At 70.9% G+C, this 16,368-nt stretch carries 14 protein-coding genes; 10 read left to right on the plus strand and 4 right to left on the minus strand.

Features of this window, described 5'->3' with window-relative positions:
* Nucleotides 1–128: 128 nt before the first annotated feature.
* From POF73_RS07485 to POF73_RS07495, 3 genes are all read left to right on the plus strand, one after another.
* A complete protein-coding gene (locus POF73_RS07485; RefSeq protein WP_272113715.1) occupies nt 129–1,874 on the plus strand; it encodes an AMP-binding protein in 1,746 nt (581 codons plus the stop codon).
* A gap of 2 nt (nt 1,875–1,876) precedes the next feature.
* The gene (locus POF73_RS07490; RefSeq protein ID WP_272113716.1) at nt 1,877–5,128 is read left to right on the plus strand and encodes a carboxyl transferase domain-containing protein; all 3,252 of its coding nucleotides are present in this window, start codon (nt 1,877–1,879) and stop codon (nt 5,126–5,128) included.
* 106 nt (nt 5,129–5,234) lie between these two features.
* Complete coding sequence (locus tag POF73_RS07495) at nt 5,235–5,972, plus strand: type 1 glutamine amidotransferase domain-containing protein (RefSeq protein WP_272113717.1); 738 nt, start codon at nt 5,235–5,237, stop codon at nt 5,970–5,972.
* Here the strand turns inward: POF73_RS07495 and POF73_RS07500 are convergent.
* Together POF73_RS07500 and POF73_RS07505 are read right to left on the minus strand one after the other, a co-directional pair.
* Nucleotides 5,964–7,013, minus strand: a complete 1,050-nt coding sequence (locus POF73_RS07500) for a LysR family transcriptional regulator (protein ID WP_272113718.1) — start codon at nt 7,011–7,013, stop codon at nt 5,964–5,966. The genes POF73_RS07495 and POF73_RS07500 overlap by 9 nt on opposite strands.
* Nucleotides 7,014–7,082: 69 nt before the next feature.
* Complete coding sequence (locus POF73_RS07505; protein WP_272113719.1) at nt 7,083–8,099, minus strand: M64 family metallopeptidase; 1,017 nt, start codon at nt 8,097–8,099, stop codon at nt 7,083–7,085.
* Nucleotides 8,100–8,513: 414 nt separating this feature from the next.
* On the opposite strand from POF73_RS07505, the gene POF73_RS07510 reads away from it, so the two are divergent.
* Nucleotides 8,514–9,563 carry a DUF6215 domain-containing protein gene (locus tag POF73_RS07510; RefSeq protein WP_272113720.1) on the plus strand — a complete coding sequence of 350 codons (1,050 nt, stop codon included), beginning with the start codon at nt 8,514–8,516 and terminating at the stop codon, nt 9,561–9,563.
* A 37-nt stretch (nt 9,564–9,600) separates the two neighbouring features.
* Here POF73_RS07510 and POF73_RS07515 read toward each other — a convergent pair whose 3' ends face one another.
* Nucleotides 9,601–10,056 (minus strand): hypothetical protein, encoded by a 456-nt coding sequence (locus tag POF73_RS07515; protein ID WP_272113721.1) that lies wholly within the window; start codon nt 10,054–10,056, stop codon nt 9,601–9,603.
* 266 nt (nt 10,057–10,322) lie between these two features.
* Here POF73_RS07515 and POF73_RS07520 point away from each other — a divergent pair, with 266 nt between their 5' ends.
* The 5 genes from POF73_RS07520 to POF73_RS07540 are packed head-to-tail and all read left to right on the plus strand — an operon-like array spanning nt 10,323 to nt 14,247.
* A complete protein-coding gene (locus POF73_RS07520; protein WP_272113722.1) occupies nt 10,323–10,508 on the plus strand; it encodes a hypothetical protein in 186 nt (61 codons plus the stop codon).
* A gap of 22 nt (nt 10,509–10,530) precedes the next feature.
* A complete protein-coding gene (locus POF73_RS07525) occupies nt 10,531–11,259 on the plus strand; it encodes a hypothetical protein (RefSeq protein WP_272113723.1) in 729 nt (242 codons plus the stop codon).
* The gene (locus POF73_RS07530) at nt 11,256–12,206 is read left to right on the plus strand and encodes a DUF6895 family protein (RefSeq protein ID WP_272113724.1); all 951 of its coding nucleotides are present in this window, start codon (nt 11,256–11,258) and stop codon (nt 12,204–12,206) included. Before POF73_RS07525 ends, POF73_RS07530 begins: the two co-directional genes overlap by 4 nt.
* Entirely contained in the window at nt 12,203–13,126 is a 924-nt protein-coding gene (locus POF73_RS07535) for a DUF6895 family protein (protein WP_272113725.1), read from the plus strand. Before POF73_RS07530 ends, POF73_RS07535 begins: the two co-directional genes overlap by 4 nt.
* Entirely contained in the window at nt 13,123–14,247 is a 1,125-nt protein-coding gene (locus tag POF73_RS07540; RefSeq protein ID WP_272113726.1) for a serine hydrolase domain-containing protein, read from the plus strand. The genes POF73_RS07535 and POF73_RS07540 overlap by 4 nt, the downstream gene beginning before the upstream one ends.
* 67 nt (nt 14,248–14,314) lie before the next feature.
* Here POF73_RS07540 and POF73_RS07545 read toward each other — a convergent pair whose 3' ends face one another.
* The gene (locus POF73_RS07545; RefSeq protein ID WP_272113727.1) at nt 14,315–15,682 is read right to left on the minus strand and encodes an alpha-lytic protease prodomain-containing protein; all 1,368 of its coding nucleotides are present in this window, start codon (nt 15,680–15,682) and stop codon (nt 14,315–14,317) included.
* A gap of 231 nt (nt 15,683–15,913) precedes the next feature.
* Between POF73_RS07545 and POF73_RS07550 the strand changes: the two genes are divergently transcribed.
* Nucleotides 15,914–16,363 carry a Fur family transcriptional regulator gene (locus POF73_RS07550; RefSeq protein WP_272113728.1) on the plus strand — a complete coding sequence of 150 codons (450 nt, stop codon included), beginning with the start codon at nt 15,914–15,916 and terminating at the stop codon, nt 16,361–16,363.
* Nucleotides 16,364–16,368: the final 5 nt, after the last annotated feature.

Genomic DNA, 16,368 nt, shown 5'->3' on the forward strand with positions numbered 1-16,368 from the left:
CCCCGGCCTCCCCCCCGCCGCGTCCTCACCCTTGTCCCGGCCTGCGGGCTCCCTTACGGTGATGCGCACGTGCCGACCGGTTGGTATGCCAGTGTCAGGTGGAGGCCGTCGTGGTGAACAACGCGCGCGTGGAAGAGTACTTGGCCGATGTGCAGGCCCGCCGGCAGCGCGTATGGCCGGCCTCGATGCCGAGGGAGGTGGTGTACCCGCTCGGGCAGCGGCCGCTCACCGACCACCTGCGGCACTGGGCCCGGCGCCATCCTGACCGCGTCGCGATCACCTTCTACGGCGAGCAGATCACGTACGCGGCGCTGGAGGACCTGACGGCGCGGCTGTGCGGCTGGCTGCAGCGCAGCGGCGTACGCCCCGGAGACCGCGTCGGGGTGTTCCTGCCCAACTGCCCGCAGTTCATCGTCGCCATGCTCGGCATCCTGCGCGCCGGAGCCGTGCACGTCCCGGTGAACCCGATGTTCCGGGAGCACGAGCTGCGGCATGAGCTGGCCGACGCCGGGGTGGAGATCCTGATCACTCTTGACACCCTGCGGCCGCTGGTCGACGCGGTGCGGCCCGACACCGCCGTACGGGGCGAACTCGTCACCAGCCTCGCCGACATGCTCCCATCCGATCCGGTGCTGCCGCTGCCGCCCGGCCTGGCGGGAGTCGGCTCGGCCGGCAGCGCGTGGGGGCAGGCCGTCGGCGGTGCCCGCGGCCAGGATCATCCGGCCGACCTGGACGCGCTCGCCGCCCTGAACTACACCGGAGGGACCACAGGCCTGCCCAAGGGGTGCGAACACTCCCAGCGGCACATGCTCTACACCGCGGCGACGGCGGCGGCCTCCAGCGGCATGGACCTCTCCGGCGAAAACCCCGACACGCTGCTGATCTACGTGCCGGTCTGCTGGATCGCCGGCGAGGACTTCGGCATCCTGCTGCCGCTGCTGACCGGTAGCGGCATCGTGCTGCTCACCCGCTGGGACCCCGAGGCCGTGCTGCAGGCGATCGAGCGGTACCACGTGACGCTGATGCTGGGCACGGTCGACAACTACGTCGAGCTGATGGAGCACCCCGGCCTGCCCGGCACCGACTTGTCCAGCCTCGCGCAGCCGCGGGCCATGTCGTTCGTGCGCAAGCTGACGCCGTCGATCCGGGCCCGGTGGAGCTCCCTGGCCGGCGAGCACAGCGTGCTGCAGGAGGCGGCGTACGGCCTGACCGAGACGCACACCGCGGACTCCTTCACCACCGGGTTCCAGGACGGGGACCACGACCTGCTGACCGAGCCGGTCTTCTGCGGACTGCCCGTGCCGGAAACCGAGTTCATGGTGGCCGACGGGGAGAGCGCCGAGCCGCTGCCGCTGGGCGAGCGGGGCGAGATCCTCGTACGCTCCCCCTCCCTGCTCACCGGATACTGGCGACAGCCGGAGGCCACCGGCCGGGTCCTGCGCGACGGCTGGCTGCACACCGGCGACATCGGAATGATCGACGAGGACGGGTGCCTGCACTACCTCGGCCGCGACAAGGAGATGATCAAGGTCTCGGGTATGAGCGTCTTCCCGTCCGAGCTGGAGGCGCTGCTGGCCCGGCACCCGGATGTGCTCACCGCGGCGGTGGTACCGATGGACGATCCCCGCCGGGGCCAGGTGCCGCTGGCGTTCGTCCAGCCCCGCCCCGGTGCCGCTCTCGACGCCGAGAGCGTGCGCGCGTGGGCGCGGGCGAACATGGCCCCGTACAAGGTGCCCGTGGTGATGTGCGTCGACGTCCTGCCCATGACCACCACCGGCAAGGTGAAGAAGGGCGAGCTGCTGGAGCGGGCGGCGCGCATCGCCGTGTCTTCGGCGTCCCCGACCGCTGCCGCTGCCTACGGAAAGGACCGGTGACGATGGGGCTGGCCAAGCTGCTGGTCGCCAACCGCGGTGAGATCGCGGTACGGGTGATCCGCGCCGCCCGCGAGCTGGACCTGCTGACAGTGGCGCTGCGCTCCCGCGACGAGGCGGACGCGCTGCACACCCGCATGGCCGACGAGGTCGTGGTGCTCGACGGCGAGGGTCCGGGTGCCTTCCTGGACGCGGCGGCCCTGGTCGGCGCGGCGGTGCGCACGGGCTGCGACGCGGTCCACCCCGGCTACGGGCTGCTGGCCGAGAACGCCGACTTCGCGCAGCAGTGCACCGACGCCGGACTCACCTGGGTCGGGCCGCGCCCCGAGGTACTGCGGACGCTCGGCGACAAGAGCGCGGCCCGTGAACTCGCCGCCCGCCTCGGGGTGCCGGTGCTGCCGGCGACGTACGGCGACACCGGTGTAGAGGAGGCGCGTGCGTTCATGGCCGGCCTCGGCGAGGGCGCCGCGGTGATGGTCAAGGCGGTCGCCGGCGGCGGCGGGCGCGGCATGCGGGCGGTGTACGAGGCAGGGCAGTTGGAGGAGGCCGTCCGGCGCTGCCGTTCGGAGGCCTCGCACGCCTTCGGCGACGGCGCGGTCTACGTCGAGCAGTTGCTGCGGCGTGCCCGCCATGTCGAGGTGCAGGTGCTCGGCGACGGCACGGGCGCCGTCGTCGGCCACGGCGACCGCGACTGCAGTCTGCAGCGGCACCGGCAGAAGATCGTGGAGATCGCGCCGGCGCCCGGCCTCGACGAGGCGGTGCGGACCGGGCTGCATGACGCGGCGCTGCGCATGGCCCGGGAGGTCGCCTATGCCGGTCTCGGCACGTTCGAGTTCCTCGTGGACACCGGTGGTGGCTCCCCGGGCTTCTATTTCCTTGAGGCCAACCCGCGCATCCAGGTCGAACACACCGTCACCGAGGAGGTCACCGGCATCGACCTGGTCAAGGCCCAGCTGCGGGTGGCCTCCGGCGAGCGCCTCGACCGCAGCGGAGCCGGACAGGCTCCCGTTCCCCGCGGTTGCGCGGTGCAGGTGCGGGTCAACGCCGAGACGGTCCGCCCCGACGGGACGGTGCTGCCCTCCGCCGGAACGCTGGACGTCTTCTGGCCGCCCGCCGGGCCGGGTGTGCGCGTCGACACCGCCGCGTTCCCCGGCGGTCGGGTCAGCCCGCGCTTCGACTCGCTGCTGGCCAAGCTCGTCGTCCACGACGGCTCCGGCAGTCTGCCCGACACGCTCGCCCGCGCCCGCCGCGCTCTGGGTGAGCTGAGGGTCGAGGGAGTCGCCACCAACGCCGAGGTGCTACGGCGGCTGTTGGAGGCACCCGACGTCGTCGCCGGGCGGCTGCACACGGCGCTCCTCGACGAACTCCTGCCCGCACTGGTCCCGCAGGAGACGGTCCCGGACAAGAACGCGGAGGTCCCGGACGCCTTCGAGCCGCAGGGCACGCTCACCGTCACCGCGCCGATGACGGCCACCGTCGTCGACATCGCCGTCGCCGAAGGCGAGCGCGTACGGGCCGGGAACACACTGGTGGTCCTGGAGTCCATGAAAATGGAGCACCTGCTCCAGGCGCCGGGCGACGGCGTGGTCGTCGCCGTACGGGCAGAGCCGGGTGATCTGGCCGAGCACGGTCAGCCGCTGGTGGTGATGGAGGCCACCGGCGTGACGGACGGTGAACCGCACCCCGAGGAACGGCCGGACCCGGACGCCCCACGGGCCGATCTGGAGGAGGTGCGGGCGCGCAAGCGGTTCGGCGACGACGCCGACCGCCCCGAGATGGTCACCCGGCGGCACGCCGAGGGGCGGCGCACCGCCCGCGAGAACATCACCGACCTGTGTGACCCGGGCAGTTTCGTCGAGTACGGCGGCCTGGCCATCGCCGCCCAGCGCAGCCGCCGGTCCCTGGACGACCTCATCCGCCGCACCCCCGCCGACGGCCTGGTCGGCGGCGTCGGCACGGTGGGGGCCGACCGGTTCGGCCCCCGGTCCGCCCGCGTCGTGGCGATGTCGTACGACTACAGCGTGATGGCCGGCACCCAGGGCATGGTGGGCCACCGCAAGAAGGACCGGCTCTTCGCGCTGGCCGAACAGGCGCACCTGCCCGTCGTCCTGTTCGCCGAAGGGGGCGGCGGCCGGCCGGGCGATGTGGACGGCACGGTGGTCTCCGGCCTGGACTGCATGGCCTTCGCGCTGTTCGCGTCGCTGAGCGGGAAGGTGCCGCTGGTCGGCATCGGCTCGGGGCGCTGCTTCGCCGGCAACGCCGCGCTGCTCGGCTGTTGCGACGTCATCATCGCCACGCCCGAGGCCACCATCGGCATGGGCGGTCCGGCGATGATCGAGGGCGGGGGACTGGGCAGCTTCGCCCCGGAGGACATCGGGCCGGTCGAGGTCCAGCGGGCGAACGGCGTCATCGACCTGGAGGCCGAGGACGACGCGGACGCCGTTCGGCTGGCGCGCACGTATCTGTCGTACTTCCAGGGGCCGGTGACGGAATGGGAGTGCCCCGATCAGCGCCGACTGCGCCACCTCGTTCCCGAGAACCGGCGGCGGGCGTACGACGTGCGTGCGGTCATCGCCACACTCGCCGACGCGGACTCAGTCCTGGAGCTGCGACGGCACTTCGGACGCGGCGTCATCACCGCACTGGCCCGGGTGGAGGGCCGCCCGTGCGGCATCCTCGCCAATGACCCGCGGCATCTGGGCGGCGCCATCGACTCCGACGCGGCCGACAAGGCGAGCCGCTTCCTGCAGCTGTGCGACGCGTTCGGGCTGCCGGTGCTGTCCCTGTGCGACACACCCGGGTTCATGGTCGGCCCCGAGGCGGAGAAGACCGCGACCGTGCGGCATGTCAGCCGCATGTTCGTCCACGCCTCGGCGCTCACGGTGCCCTTCGGGGTGATCGTGCTGCGCAAGGGCTACGGGCTGGGCGCCCAGGCCATGGCCGGCGGCGGCTTCCGCATCCCCCGGTTCACGGTGGCGTGGCCCACGGGCGAGTTCGGGCCGATGGGCATCGAGGGTGCGGTGCGGCTGGGCTACCGCCGGGAGCTGGCGGCCATCGAGGACGCGGACGAGCGCGAGCGGGAGTTCGCCCGCCGGGTCGCGGCCGCCTACGAGCACGGCAAGGCCCTCAACGTCGCCTCGGTCTTCGAGATCGACGACGTCATCGACCCGGCCGAGTCGCGACGCTGGATCAGCACGCTGCTGCATGACCACGAGCCCGTGCAGCGCGGCTCGCGCCGCTGCGTCGACACCTGGTGAAGGCCCGCCGCCGGTTCCCCGGCCGCGGACGGTCTCGTCGGAGCACACCCGGCAAGTAGGCGTCCCGCGGGCGGAGTTCACCGCGGCGCTGTGATAGGTATCGAGCATGCGTGTCCTTCTCCCGTTGCCCGACCGGGACTTCGATGTCACGGAGGTCGCCGTCCCCTGGCGGCTGCTGCGCGACGCCGGCCACGACGTGGTGTTCGCCACCGAACACGGCGGGCGGCCGCCGCAAGCCGATCCGCTGCTGCTCAGCGGTGTGCTCTTCGGGCAGCTCGGCGCTGCGCCGGAGCCGAAGGAGTTCTACCGCGAGCTCACCCGCGAGGCCGCCTTCCGGGATCCGCTCGCCTGGGGGGCCGTCGAGCCGGAAGCATACGACGGGCTGCTGTTGCCCGGCGGGCACGCGCCGGGCATGCGCCAGTACCTCGGCTCGCCCGTCCTGCAGACGAAGGTCGCCCGATTCTGGGAGACGGGCCGGCCGGTGGGCGCCATCTGCCACGGCGTCCTCCTGCTGGCCCGTACCATCGACCCGGAAACCGGCCGCAGCGTCATCGCCGACCGGCGCACCACCTGCCTGCCGAAGTACATGGAACGCAGCGCCTATTACGTCACCGCGTGGCGGCGCGGCCGCTACTACCGGACGTATCCGGCGTACGTCCAGGACGAGGTGGCCTCCGCGCTCGACGACCCCGCGCAGTTCGAACGCGGACCGATCGAGCTGCGGCGGCGCGGTACGGCGACCGACGACAGCGCCGCCTTCGTCGTCCAGGACGGCCGGTATCTGTCTGCCCGATGGCCCGGCGATGCCTACCTCTTCGCCCGGCGCTTCAACGACCTACTGTGAGTCCGGGGGGCAACCACGGAGATTCCCCGCGGCGGGCCCGGCCAGCCATGCGGCGAATGCCGGGCTTGCCGCGGATGCTTGCCGGTGGGCGGCCATGGCCAGGTCGGTGAGAAGGCCCGCCTGATCCGAGGCGGGACCCTTGTCATGCCAGGCAAGGACATGCCGGATACGCAGGGGAGAACCTTCCAGGGGACGGACGACGCAGCCGGGGCCGGAGGGCATGGTCGCCTGGCAGGGGGCGATGACCCGCCCCTTCGCCACCAAGGAGCGGATCGCGTCTCTTTCACTCATCATGTGGCGGATACGCGGGGCGAAACCGGCGTCCAAGCAGGCGGAGTAGAAGACTTCCGGCCAGCCGGCGCCGTCGGGCGGTGATACCAGCCAGTCTTCGTCGGCGAGGTCGGCCAGCGATATCTCGCGTCGGTCGGCCAGCCGGTGATCACTGGGCATGATGACGAAGATCGGCTCGGTTGCGATGAATCGGGCCGTGACATCGGGGACGGCCGGTGTCCGGTAAAGGGGATAGTCGACCGTTGCGACGAGATCCAGGCGCCGGGATTTCAACAGGTCCAGCAGGAGCCGCGGTGAGTACTCGGCGTGGACGCTGATTTCGATGTCCTGATGCTCGTACAGGCGCTGCACGAGCCCGGTCAGCACAGGTGTGGTGTAGCCGCCGATTCGTATCAGCGAGGCATTGTGCGCCTCGGCATTGACGGCGGTCAGGTCGTCCAGGGTCACCAGCACGGACCTGGCCCGGCTGAGCACGAACAGGCCGAACTCGGTCGGGGTGACGCCGCGTCGGCCGCGATGAAAGACCTGACCGTTCAGCGCGGCTTCGATGCGGTGCAGTTGGGCCGTCAGGGCGGGCTGGGAAAATCCGGCCGTGGCCGCTGCCTGGCTGAGGCTCCCGGCATCGGCGATGGCGCACAGAAGGCGCAGGTGACGGAGTTCAATCCGCATGTCTGACCACCCCACGCCGATGTCGTGGCGAATATAGCCCACACCGGCTGCGGCAGGCGGCTGTTCTGTGGTGATCTCCAAGGGCACAAAATGGGGCTGGCAAAGGCGCGGCCCCGACGCATCTCTCTCGCGCCGGGGCCGTCCCGTTGATTACCGCTCTCGGTAGAAGGCGCGGATGAGTGCGTCGCGGCTGGGCAGGTTGAACTCCGTGGAATCCAGTGAGCGCATGACGGAATTGTTGCTGGGGCGGTAGACGCCGGTGGCGCAGTAGCCGCCACCTTGGTAGGCGTCGATGATGCCGCCGTCGGGGGTGCTCTGCCCCATGTTCTGGTACCACTTGAGGTGGTACTGCTGCTGGGTGCTGCGGTTGTGGACCGACAGGTTGGGCCAGTCGACCTCCGCAGTCGGCGGGCAGGGGAAGCCGGGGTACGGATCCTCGTACTCGTCGCCCAACCCGCCTATGGAGTGGCCGAGTTCATGGATCATGATGTTGGAGGACTGGCCGTTGCCGCCTGACATGGTGGCCACCGTGCCGCCGGCGCCGCCATACGTCGTGGTGTTGCCCAGGGCGATGACCTGGTCGGCATCCGGGGCCAGCGCACCGTACCGCAGTGCCTTGTTCTCGTCGACGCACAGCAGCCGGGCAATGTCCTCGCACCAAAAGCCCATGTCCAGTGCTGTGTTGCGATAGATGCCGCGGGGGTCGTTGTCGACGCCGGACTGGGGTGAGGTGACGTCGACGCGCCAGATGTTGAACTTGTTGCGGTGGCTCCGGAACGGTTCGCGGGCGAAGAGAGCGCTGACCGCGGTGTCGACCTGGTCGGCGAACGTGCCCAGTTCGGCACTGGTGTAACCGTCGCCGACGAATACCAGGTCGAAGCTGGTGGCGGGATCGCCGCCGCGCCGCACTTGGGTTGTCCTTGTCGCCGATCTCGTGTTGGCGGCAGCTGTTGCCCGTGCGCCGGACTGGGCAAGTCCGGTTCGTTTCTGGATCTTCTTGCGCTCGATCCTGCCGTTGGGCTGGAACACCTCGACCATCTCGTACCCGGTCTGACCCGTCGGCTTCGGCGGGGCGGAGGCGTGGGGGAGTGTATGAGCGGGCTCGGCGAATCCGAGCCCGAGTGCCACAGCGAAGACCACTGTGGCGACAGCCAATTTGCGGTGCATGGGGAGGCTCCTCAGAACTGGAGGGATTCAGCCCCGAATGTGCATCATTGGCATGCCCCTGACTAATCACAGTCAGCCATAACATGGCCGGGCCGGACAGAGGTGCCCACTTGGAACGGTTGACGCAGGCGGCTGGTGTGGTTCCCGGCCTTGTGCGTGGTGTGGGACCTCGGCGCGATCAACCCGTCGCCCGGGCCTGGTGGGTACGACCACGCGCGGATCACCGTCAGTGCCAGGGTGCAGACACAAGCGGGCTCGGCACTGCGAGGGCCGCATCACCAATCCGGTGAATCCGGCATAGGTCGGCCAAGTCGGCCCTGGTATCGGCGACTTTTGATTTCGCAGGTCGCGCACGCGTGCGGAACTGTGGCTTCCACCACGGCGAACGTGCTCTTGGCCTGGTGAGATCACCGAGTGCTCGGTTTCCTCCTCCGTCTCCTGCCTTTCTGGGTCCGGGAGCCTCTGCTCATCACCGTCGGGTCCGTTCTCGGTGTGCGCATCATGTATCTCGGCGTCCGCGATCACGACTGGGTCGCGGTCGGTCTCGGCGTGGTGTTCCTCGTGTTCACCGCGATACGAGTCCACGTGGTGGTCCGGGCGCTGCGCGCACGCCGGAACCCGGGTCCGGCGGCCCCCGTGGGCGGTTCGGCGGCCCTCGTGGGCGGTCCGGCGGTCGCCGCGGACGGTCCGGCGGTCGCTGCTGCCGCACAGGCCGGAGCGGGGCCGCGCCCCGGGCGCCCGGGCACTCCGGAGAAGGACCACAACGCATGGGGCCAGGCCATCGCGGCCGTGGCCGTGTTCGGGGCCGTCGCTGCCGTGCTGTGGCTGGGCCCACGCGTGATGCCGTCCGACGACAGCAGCACCCAGCAGACCGCCTCGTGTTCGGACGGGGAACACGAGGAACTGCCGAAGGCCTACGAGAAGAAGCCCCGGCCGGTGACCGGTGAAGAGCTGTGCGAAGCACTCAACCGGCCAGACCTGGCCAGGCTCCTCGGAACGCCCGAAGAGACCGCGAGCTCGGCTTCCGGCACCAACAACACCGCTCCCCTGACCGATGGGAAGGTCGCCCTGCCGGAGGCCGAGGTCAGGTTCGAGACGTACACCGTGAATGTCTCGGCGACTTACAACGACCTGTCGACCGACCAGTACGTGAAGCTGATGAAGTACGGGGACGAGAAGGACGTCAGGACACTGAAGGTGCTCGGCCGGCCCGCGGTCTTCTCCTCGGATCACACCATGAAGCTGGAGATCAGCCTCGGGAGTGACGGATCCGCCGGATCCGGCGGGCCGGTCGAAGAGGGCCCCCTGGCCAGGACGCTGTCCGTGGCCCTCGACCGTGATGACCGGGGCGGCTACTGCGACTTCACCGTGTGGAGCACGACCGGAGCCCTCCCGGACGACAGGGTTCTCCTCGACATCGCTGACAAGGTTCTCCCGAAGATTCCCGAGCGGACTGCTCGGTGAGACGTCCGGAACCAACGGGCCGCTCGGGCGGCGACCCTCAGTTGTTGATGATCCGCGTCATGGGGCCGCAGGCGTCTTCGAGGATGTCCTTGGTGGCGTAGTCGCCGACGCAGGACGCCCAGTCGACGTAGTACTCCTCGGGCAGGTCCTTGTTCTTGAACCGGGTCGTGCCCGCACCGTCCCTGTTCCACACGTTCCCGCCGCGCATGACGCTGCCGTTGGCGTCCTTGACCCGCCACAGGGCGACGGCCGAGTAGCCGTCCTTGTAACGGTCGGTGATGTAGAACCAGTCGCCGAACTCGTCGAAGCACGCTTTCGCGCCGGAGGTGGCCCGCGCGCAGTCGGGGACACCGTCCGGATTCGGGCGGGCGGTGGCGACGTCCTGCTCGGTCGGCCAGGCGTACGCCGGGCTGGTCGCGATCATGGTGAAGGCACTCGCGGCGATCGCGAGGGTGGCCAGGCGGGACTTCTTGATGATCATCGTGGATGGCATGCGCCTGACACTAGTGGGAGGGGGTGCCCTCGCCGTCGCCGCTGCAACTCGGGCGTGTCGGTGCCGAGTTGGACGGCCGGCGCGAACACTCTCGGTGTACGCCTGAACCACGCGGCGCAACGGATTCGGGCCGCGAGAACGCCGCGCTCCCGTCCGAAATGTTGAAGGTGGGTACTGTCGTGTCTTGTGGGAAAAGATGCGGTGTTTGTGGGTATGTGGTGACCTTGGTTGTGGAGGCTATGGCTGACCCCAGAGGAGATGGTGATATGCCTTCCATTGACAAGGCGATCGAGGAACTCACGGGCGTCCGGAGCGACCTCGAAGCGGCACTCGACCCCGTCGAACCCGACGGTGTCTTCCGTGACAGCCGGGAGTGTGCCGCACTGGCGCTGCTCTCCGCAGACACCAAGCTGCTGCTGTCCCCGCCGACCCCCCGCCCCAAGAAGGGCTAAAAGGACGACGGGAGCACGCTGAATGGAGCAGTCAGGCACTTCGACCCTCTTGAAGGGCGCGGTGCAGGACCTTGCGACCGACGTGGTCTCCGCCCTCCGGGGTGGAGACCACGTGCGCATGTCCGGCATCGAGACGGTGCACGAGGTGGAGGGAAGCCTCGACCTCGCGGCCGTACGCGTGTTGGGAGCGGATCTGCTGCTGCCGCACGTACTTTTCCCCACTCCGCCCGACCCGGCGGCGCTCGCCGTGTTCCGGAAGACGGTGGAGGCCTTCCCACCCGGCGCCGACGCGCCACCCACCGTCAAGTGGAGCCACTGGGCGATGAGTCGAACGCTGCGGCGGCTCGACACCCCCCTTCCCGCCGCACCCGGTGCAACCGGCGCGTCCTTCGAGGACGACGACGCGGAACCCGGCGCCGACTGGCTCGACGCGGCCGGCTGGCAGGTTCTGACGCACCAACTCGCGGTCCTGGCGCCGCTCGCGGTGCCCGGCGAGGAGTGCGCGGTGGCACGCGCCGCCCGGCGTCGTCCGGTCGACGTGGCCCGCGGCTTCGTACGGGCGGTGCGTCGCAGGGACTGGCAACAGGCCGCCGGGGCGGGGCGCTGGCTCACCCTGCTCGACGGAGTACCGGACACACTCGGTCTCGAAGCCGGGCTGGACTTCGTGGAACTGATGGGCGGCAACGACCCCTGCGTGGCCCTCCAGGTGCAGGCGGCACGCGTCATGCGGGCGGCAGGAGCGCTCGTATGACCGCCCCGGGCGTGACCGCGGTGGGCGTCGGCGAGATCAGGGAGGTGGGAAGCGCCGCGTTCGCGTGGCTGTCCGCGCACCGCGGCGACTTCGCCCTGGGCGAGGACGCGCTCACCCTGGACGGTCATGTCGACGTCACCTGGAAACCGCTCGGGGAACTCGCCCAGACCTGTGCGAGCGTACGCGCGCACACCCCGCCGTCGGACCCGCTGCACGCCTGCGCGTCCGACCTGTTGCGGTTCGCCTGGCAGCAGACCGGCCAGGGCGAACTCTTCCTCCGGCTCCAGCGGTTGGAGCCCTTCGCGACCTATCCGCTGGAGATCTACTCCGTCTTCGCCTCGGCCGGCTTCAGACACGCCGGATACGAGGCCGCCGCCGGCATGACGGCCCGCACCCGCAGCTGGCGGCTCACCGAGCAGGAACCGACCCGTCGGCTGGGCGTCCTGAGAGCCGAGCGGCGCAGCGGCATCCACCGGCGCGAGCGGGCCGCGCAGACGCTGCGGCGCACCTGGCTCGGCGGACTTCCGGAACCGTGGACGTTCGAGCGCTCCTCGGGGTACGCGCTCACCCACGTCGTCTTCCACCTCACCGACTGGGGCCGCATCCCCACGGGCGTTCCCGCGGACCTCGCCGACTACCTGGCCCACTGGCTGCCGCCCTGGCTCGACACCTGCCTGGACGCCGGAATGTGGGACCTGAGCTGCGAGCTGCTGGTGGTGGCCGGCAGCCTCCCGGGCCCGCTCGACCCGGCGACCCTCCAGCACGCCTGGACCCGGATCGCACGGGCCCAGCACCCCTGCGGCGCCCTCCCGGAGCAGGACCACCCGGGCGACCCGGGAGCGGACCGGGAGCCGGACTTCCTGCGCTGTTACCACTCCACCCTGATGGCCGCCTTCGCGGCGGCGCAGACCGTCAAGTGCCTTGCCGCCGAAGGAGTGCCCGGATGACCGACACCCGTCTGATGCACACCGTCGGCGCCCGCGCCCTGGAATGGCTGTGGGCCCATCGCGACGGATTCCGTCTGGAGCCCGACGTCGATCCCGAGGTGGGCTTCCTGGAGCGCTTCAAGCCGGTCGGCGAACTGGCCCTGATCTGCAGGGTGTTGTTCCGTGAGGGCGTGGCCGGATCACGGCAGGCGGAACTCGCCCGCAAGCTGCTGGACCACACCTGGCGGCACACCCTGGACGGCGGCCGCATGCTGGTGCGCGGCCAGCGCATCGAGCCGCTCTCGCCGATCCCCTTCGAGGTGTACCTGCCGTACAAGGAACTCGGGTACAGCGAACCCGAGGTGGAGCGCGCCACCGTCCTCTACCACCGGCTCGACAGCTGGGCGGCCCTCGAACTGGACCCGACCCGGCGCCTCGGACTCTCCGCGTTCCAGCGCCGCTTCGGCCTCACGCCCCGCATGCCCGAGGCGGACATCGTCGGCTCCACCTGGCTCGGCCAGACCCCCGAACCCTGGACGGTCAGCGGGCACATCGCCTACGACGTCACCCACACGGTGTTCCACCTCACCGACTGGGGAGAGCACCCCGAGGGCCTGCCGCCGGAGATCGCCGACTACCTCGCCACCTGGCTGCCGGTCTGGATCGACGACTGGCTGGACCTGAAGCGCTGGGACCTGCTCGGCGAACTCCTCGTCATCGACGCCTGCCTGCCCCGGCCCACCCTGGACGAACGGGCCTGGGAGGGCTTCGCCGCCGCTCAGCAGGCCGACGGCGCCATGCCCGCCGTACGGACGATGCCGGAGGGTGAACCCGACGAGGTGTTCGACATGGTCTACCACCCGACGCTGGTCGCCGCCTTCGCCTCCGTGCTGGCCACCTCCCGCGCCCTCGCCGAGCTGACGCACGCCACCACCTCATGACCGGCCCGGCCACGCCCTGGCCGGGGCCGGGCGCAGCCGACGGCACGGACGTGCGGGTCGGCGAGGAGGACTACGCCAGTGCGGGCCGTGCCCTCGGCGTCGTCCTCGCCGATGGTGACGGTGACTCGCTGCGCGAGCGGCTGGTGAGTGCCGTCGACGCCATCGACGCGCCGGACGTCGTCTTCGCCGTCTCCCGGTTCGGCCACCGCACCCTGCACTGCGGCGGCACCGGCCCGCCCCCGCCGGTTCCCCGGCAGGACCTGCGCTACGAGATCGGCTCGGCCACCAAGGCGTACACGGGACTGCTCCTGGCCCAGCTCATCCAGCGCGGCCTGCTGACCGGGGGCGAGCCGGCCGCCGCCTGTCTGGACCCGGGGCGGCGTACCGACGCGGCTCCGGTGACGCTCGCTCACCTCATCACGCACACAGCCGGGTTGCCCGCCCTGCCGGCCGACTTCTACGTACGGGCGCTGCCCGCCTGGCGCACCAATCCGTACGGCCGCTATCCGGCCGAGCGTCTGATCGGGGCCTTCCTGCGGCACCGCCCCCGGCACCGGCCCGGCAGCCGGTGGCACTACTCCAACTTCGGTGTCTCCGTGCTCGGCCATGCCCTGGCCGCCGCGACCGGCACGGCGTGGGAGGAACTGCTCGGCGCCCAGGTGCTGCGTCCGCTCGGCCTGAGCGGCACCGCCCTGGCGGCGGAGGATCCGAAGGCGGACGCCGTCGGACACGGCAAGGACGGGCGCACGCCCACCCTCGCCTTCGACGCCGGCGGCTTCCAGGCGGCCGGCGCCGTCCGCGCCACCCCGCACGATCTGCTGACGTTCCTCGAAGCCCACCTCGACCCGGCCGGCACCCCGCTGGGTGACGCGCTGCGGGCGGTGCGCACACCCGTGCTGCGGCGCGGGCTGGACCGCCGGCACGTGCACACGATGGCGTGGTTCCGGCATCCCACGGACGCCGGACCGATGTACTTCCACAGCGGGGCCACCCTCGGCCAGCAGGCCTTCCTCGGCTTCCGGCCCGACACGGGCACGGCCCTCGTCGCGCTGTGCACCCGCCGGTTCCGCGCCCGCGACTCGTTCGTCGCCACCGCTTACGGACTCCTCGCGGAGCAGTAGCGGGGGAGGCGGGGGAGCGACCGGTGCGGGAGCGGCTCCCGCACCGGAAGGGTCGTACGACCGACTCCTACATCCGCTGCCACAGGGCGGGAGTGCCGCTCGGCGACCAAGCCCCCTGTGCCTGGTGGCTCTGCAGGCACTGGTAGCGCACACCCGCGATGGTCACGGTGGCGCCGGCCTCGTAGACGCGGCCCGCGGTCCAGGTGTCCGCGGCGTTCTCCGGCGGAGCGGGGGTGCCGGACTGGGCGGGCGTGGTCTTCAGGATGAGGCCGAAGTCGCTGAGGATCGGGTTGATGGGCTGGTAGAAGGTGGTCCCGCCGCTCGTGCAGTTGCCGGAGCCACCGGAGGTGACGCCCTGTGCCTGCGAGCCGGAGAGGTAGGGGCCACCGGAGTCACCGGGCTCGGCGCACACCGTGGTCTGGGTGACGCCCTCGACGGTGCCCTGGGAGTAGGTGACGCTCGTGTCGTGCTGCTGGATGGTGCCGCAGTGCCAGCCGGTGGTGGAGCCGGAGCGGCAGATCGACGCCCCGACGAGTGCCTGCACCGAGCCGGTGACCTGCGTCCGCTGGCCGCCCTCGCCCTTCACGTCGGGTGTGGCGGTCCAGTTGCTGTTGACGGCGACCCAGGACATGTCCTTGAGGGGGAACGTGGACGACTGGAACTCACCCTGGTCGGCCATGTTGAAGCCCGCCGTCGTGTCGCCCCGCTCGCCGCAGTGGCCCGCCGAGGCGAAGCCCTGCTGCTGGTCCTTGGTGACGGAGAACCCGATGGAGCAGCGGGCGGAGCTCTCGATGTAGTAGGCGTCGCCGCCGACCACGTCGTCGAACAGCCGGGGCCGTACCTCCGACACGACGACTCCCACGCCCTCGCCCTGCACGGCGGCGGCCTTGATGAAGGCGTCGGCGGCCGAGCGCTTGGTCGCCTGTACGACGACCTTGTTGGCCGGCACGTCGACGTACCAGACCGGTGTGTCGCGCGTCTTGGTGCGGTCGGCGGCCGCGTCCAGCTTCTTCTTGACGGCCTGCAGTTCGGTCAACGGCCGCTTCACGACGGCGGCCTTGGCGCCCTGAGCCTGGATGGCGGAGACGTCGGCGGCACGGGTGGTCGCGACGGTGAGCTCGGCGGAGGTCGCCCCCCGCACCCAGGCCCCGGCGAAGTGATCGCCCAGGGCGTTGCGCAGGCGGCCGGCGCGGGCGCCCGCCTCCGCCTCGTTCACCAGGCGCTTGGCCCCCTGACCCGGCTTGAGCTTGAGATCGCGCTCCATGGCACGCACCACCGCGGCCGGCGGCCGGTCGGCGCCGAGGGTGTGCGCGGCGGTGGACGCGGGCGCGGGCGGCGGCTTCGCCGCGGCGGTCGGGGCGACCCCGGCGAGGGCCAGGGTGCCGAGAGCGGTCAGGGCGACGCGGCGGCCGGCCGCGGTATGTCTGCCCAGCATGCGATGTACCTCCATCGAGTACGAGTGGGATGTCGACCAGGACAAGTCCTTGACGGAAAGTCATGCCGAAATGCCGGAAAAGATGATTTTTCGCGGTTTTGGGGGACGCTGGACGTGCCATGTGCGCCAACGGGCGCGAAGCCCGGCCCGGGGACGTGCCGACGCGGCGCACCAGACTTTCATCATTCGTTTTCTTGAATGATTCGTGTTTAGCGAGGTAGGTTGTCTGCCATGACCGCATCCCAGACCCCGACCCCCGCCGAGGAGCTGCGCGGTGCCGGCCTGCGGGTGACCGCCGCGCGCGTCGCGCTGCTGGAGGCCGTCCGGGCCGGTGACCACCTCGGTGTCGAGGCCATCGCCTCCGGGGTGCGTGATCGCGTAGGCCATGTCTCCCTGCAAGCCGTGTACGAGGGCCTCCACGCACTCACCGCGGCGGGACTCATACGCCGCATCGAGCCGGCCGGCAGCCCGGCCCGGTTCGAGGGGCGGATCGGCGACAACCATCACCACATCGTGTGCCGCTCGTGCGGGGTCGTCGCCGACGTCGACTGCGAGGTCGGCGAGGCGCCCTGCCTCACCGCGTCCGACGACCACGGCTTCTCCATCGACGAGGCCGAGGTCATCTACTGGGGCCTGTGCCCCGACTGTTCCACCGCCAACAGTGCACCCCGAGCACTGTGATTCAC

The sequence above is a fragment of the Streptomyces sp. HD genome, from assembly GCF_028369295.1.
Lineage (GTDB): Bacteria > Actinomycetota > Actinomycetes > Streptomycetales > Streptomycetaceae > Streptomyces.